This window comes from Ruminococcus sp. (assembly GCF_045129435.1).
In the GTDB taxonomy this organism is placed as follows: domain Bacteria; phylum Bacillota; class Clostridia; order Oscillospirales; family Acutalibacteraceae; genus Ruminococcoides.
The window spans coordinates 1-3,306 of sequence record NZ_JBGVJL010000156.1; the positions used below are offsets into that span (position 1 = coordinate 1).

Annotated in this window: 6 protein-coding genes; 3 read left to right on the top strand and 3 right to left on the bottom strand. The window is 35.4% G+C overall.

Annotated features, from left to right (window positions below; all coding sequences use genetic code 11):
• Positions 1–622: 622 nt before the first annotated feature.
• Positions 623–796, top strand: a complete 174-nt coding sequence (locus tag ACJMMI_RS07455; RefSeq protein WP_405354640.1) for a hypothetical protein — start codon at positions 623–625, stop codon at positions 794–796.
• Positions 789–965 carry a hypothetical protein gene (locus tag ACJMMI_RS07460; protein ID WP_405354642.1) on the top strand — a complete coding sequence of 59 codons (177 nt, stop codon included), beginning with the start codon at positions 789–791 and terminating at the stop codon, positions 963–965. Before ACJMMI_RS07455 ends, ACJMMI_RS07460 begins: the two co-directional genes overlap by 8 nt.
• A gap of 53 nt (positions 966–1,018) precedes the next feature.
• On the opposite strand, the gene ACJMMI_RS07465 is transcribed toward ACJMMI_RS07460, so the two are convergent.
• The 3 genes from ACJMMI_RS07465 to ACJMMI_RS07475 are packed head-to-tail and all read right to left on the bottom strand — an operon-like array spanning position 1,019 to position 2,673.
• Positions 1,019–1,471 (bottom strand): holin family protein, encoded by a 453-nt coding sequence (locus ACJMMI_RS07465; RefSeq protein WP_405354643.1) that lies wholly within the window; start codon positions 1,469–1,471, stop codon positions 1,019–1,021.
• A 15-nt stretch (positions 1,472–1,486) separates the two neighbouring features.
• The gene (locus tag ACJMMI_RS07470) at positions 1,487–2,509 is read right to left on the bottom strand and encodes a glycoside hydrolase family 25 protein (protein ID WP_405354644.1); all 1,023 of its coding nucleotides are present in this window, start codon (positions 2,507–2,509) and stop codon (positions 1,487–1,489) included.
• Positions 2,506–2,673: a hypothetical protein gene (locus ACJMMI_RS07475; RefSeq protein ID WP_405354645.1), complete on the bottom strand. Its 168-nt coding sequence runs from the start codon at positions 2,671–2,673 to the stop codon at positions 2,506–2,508. The genes ACJMMI_RS07470 and ACJMMI_RS07475 overlap by 4 nt, the downstream gene beginning before the upstream one ends.
• Before the next feature lie 343 nt (positions 2,674–3,016).
• Between ACJMMI_RS07475 and ACJMMI_RS07480 the strand changes: the two genes are divergently transcribed.
• Positions 3,017–3,306, top strand: a 290-nt coding sequence (locus ACJMMI_RS07480; protein ID WP_405354646.1) for a hypothetical protein, incomplete at its 3' end; no start/stop codon positions are given.

A 3,306-nucleotide genomic window follows, 5' to 3' on the forward strand; every position in this document is an offset into this window, starting at 1 on the left:
GCTGTTATGTATTGCTCTGAAAAACAAAAAAGTCAAGAATATTCTTTGTCTTGACTTTATTTGAATACAATATTAAATTTGGTTATGAGGTTGCTTTATAACCCCATTTTCACTCTGAAAATAAACTTTATTCTGAAACTAAACTCCAGAAAAAGTGAAACGATTCTTGATTGTAGAATATTCGTAGCCTTAGCCAAAACTAAAATCCAGTAGATAAGCCAAAATCTTTGGGAATGGCTTATCTACTGGATTTTTTGGTTGTATTAATGCAACACGAGTTGCATTAAATTAACATCAAATTGCATTAATTAAACACATCAGATGACACGCAGATGACACAAAAAATATTAAAAAAGTTAAAAAACACTTGACAAATACACCTATTAGGTGTATAATATAAACAGAGTTAAGGAGGTGAGAAAATTGCAAGATTTCTTTTCTTGTTGGTCGTGTATAGTAAGTACAATCGGTTTAATAGTTGCAATACTTACATACAGGGACAACAAAAAGAAAAACCGTTCCCAAAAGCCCGGAAAGCGAAAAAGGAAACGGTAGTTATTAATTGAACAAGCCCCGAGTCTTCTCGGGGTAAGTTCTAATATTATTATAGGAGGTATTTATTGTGTTGTCAATAGGTTTGTTTATGATAATTTCTTCGGTTGCTTTTTTAGTGTCAGGCTATTGTATGCAAGGATTTGTTGCAGTAATATTTTCCGCTATTTCTGCTCTTTTGTCAACAACAGGAGCAATATTAATTATATATAATTTTATAAAAAGGAAGAAAAATAATGAATAAAATTAAAGAAGCAAGGATTGCAACAGGTCTTAGCAGAGCTGATGTTGCCAAAATAATGGAAGTACCGTATCGCACTTGGGAAAACTGGGAAAGTGATAATAATCCCAACTACCCTAAACCATACTTTGAACGACTTATTCTGAAAGAACTTGAAAACATCCGTAAATAACAAATAGTCCCTCAGATACCGTTTTGGTACTCGAGGGGCTAATCTTATGTATGCTAATCTTTTGTATCTGTGTCGGTTTTATTTTCAACTGTATTTTTCAGTCTGTGAACTATGTTGACAAGAAATTTTGGGATTGGCGTACCCAATTCAGCGAGGTTTTCGAGGATTGAAATAAGCTCATTTATAATAAGCCAAATCGTTACAATTAAACCGCAACAATATGTGACACCTATATCAACATTTGCCGCCGCTAAGCCTGTACAGATTAAATAATCTACAACACCGGCAACAACCACAAGAGCAAGATAGCTTGCTTTTTTCAAAATGCCAATTAAACCTGTTTTACTTTTTAATTCACCGTTTCTGTACGCTGCTGTCAATCCCGTGATATAATCAATAACCATTACAGTAATGAGTACGAGGATTGGAATAAGTAAGATATTAAAATATGATACAAGTGCACCAATCGCCACCGACACAGTAGCCTGAATAATATTATCTTTCATTGTTTTAAACCTCCGTTATGTCAAAGTAATCTGCAAGCCGTCAATCTTTGTACCGATAACACCTGCGTAACCGTCTTGCTCTGCATCGTGCTCGGTGTTGTGCTGATACGGCATAAATTTGTTTTTGCCCTGCTTGCGTGCTCTGTATGTAGCCTTAAAGTCACCGACACCGCTAAACTCGACCTGTACGGCATCAATAACCTTGCCAAGGATACCCGCATAACCGTTGTTGCTGTCGTTGATGTCGTAGCCGTCTACCCAGTCGAGCCAGTCACCGTTGAGCAAATGTACTCTGTACTTTATATCGCCTTTGCTGACCTTAACCGCAACGGCTGAAATAGCTTGTTTCTTTCGTCCTGCAATATTTGATAAACCTTTGACTTCATCATACCACTGACCGTCAGCATACACCCTGTAAGTCAGTGTTGGTTTTTCGACCTTAATGTTTTCAAAAACACTTTCGTTATAGATTATGTTTGTGTCAATGTTACCACCATAACCGCTTACTCGTCCTGTTGAACTATTTTGCCAGATGTCACAAGTTAGTTCGTTTGTAGAATTATATTGTGCAAGCCAAATACTGTATTTGTTTTTAAGTCTATCATAATCGAGATAATTATTAAACCAATTCAGATTAGCATATACACCTGCTCTGTAGTTGTTTTTCTTGATTGTTTCGCAAAAGCGTTCTGCAATTTCCATTAGCCTTGTTTTACCTAACTTAATTTGAGATGAGTCCTCAAGGTCATAATAAATTGGCATATTAAGTGACTTGCCCTTGATGCACTCAAGGCAAGCCTTAGCCTCTCGCTCGGCATCATCGGCACTGCTTGCATAGCTGTACCAATAGACACCGATTTTAAGTCCTGCTGATTTTGCCTCCTTGTAATGACTCTCAAACATCGTATCCTTTTGTGATGTCTCTCTGCCGTAACCGGCTCTGATAATCATCGCTTTTATGCCGCTGCTCTTGAGCTGCTTATAATTGATGTTTTGCTGCCATTCACTGACATCAACAAGTGACACGCCCTTACTCATTCGATATACCCCATTTCTCTGTAATAGTCTTTTTCGGCTTTGATTTCTTCATCAGTAATACTGTTTATGTCTTCATCAGACACTCTCATTACTGCCTTGATTTTTTCTCTGTCAGTGTCGTATGCAAGTGCCTTAAGTACCTGTCTTTTTGTCTGTTCGTTCATTTTTATTCCTCCTCGATTGTTATGTTATGCAAACAAATTGGATACACCAGTTCAGCGAGAGCTGATGTATAATACATTGTTGCCGCTTTGTTTGGGTGTATTGCTGTTTTTTTGTTGCTACTGTTATATGTTGACCAGTCCGTATAGTCAGGATTAGACCACCATGCTGTTATTGCTGTAAAATCACAAACGGCACAGCTAAACTCACTTGCAAGTTTAAAGATAATCTCTCTAACATATTGATGCCAATTTTGCAACAGTAGGAAATTACACTTATATTTATATTCCAAGAACAGATGTTGAAAATGTAATATTAAATTTTTCAGGTTGTATTTTTAATAATGTGGATTTTAATAATTTAAATAGTTGGCAAAACAGAGAAAAAATTAAAACACATAAATTCTATTTTACTGATAATTGTTGTTTTAATATCAAAAAACATTTGTTTACTCAGAGTAAAAATGATGAAGATGTGGAGGTTAAATACTGTACCCTTTATCTTGCAATGAAAACTGTAATGCAAAACTGTTCTTTAATCAATAAAATGAAAACAGATGATAATACTAAAATTTGTATTTACATCAAAACAGACAACAATTTTGGAAACAATTTTGATGTAGATATAAAATTTAT

Bases quoted from the DNA above. Each gene is read 5' to 3' on its own strand.
- ACJMMI_RS07460 (WP_405354642.1), top strand. From the start codon at position 789: ATGAATAAAATTAAAGAAGCAAGGATTGCAACAGGTCTTAGCAGAGCT.
- ACJMMI_RS07470 (WP_405354644.1), bottom strand. From the start codon at position 2,509: ATGAGTAAGGGCGTGTCACTTGTTGATGTCAGTGAATGGCAGCAAAAC.
- ACJMMI_RS07465 (WP_405354643.1), bottom strand. From the start codon at position 1,471: ATGAAAGATAATATTATTCAGGCTACTGTGTCGGTGGCGATTGGTGCA.
- ACJMMI_RS07475 (WP_405354645.1), bottom strand. From the start codon at position 2,673: ATGAACGAACAGACAAAAAGACAGGTACTTAAGGCACTTGCATACGAC.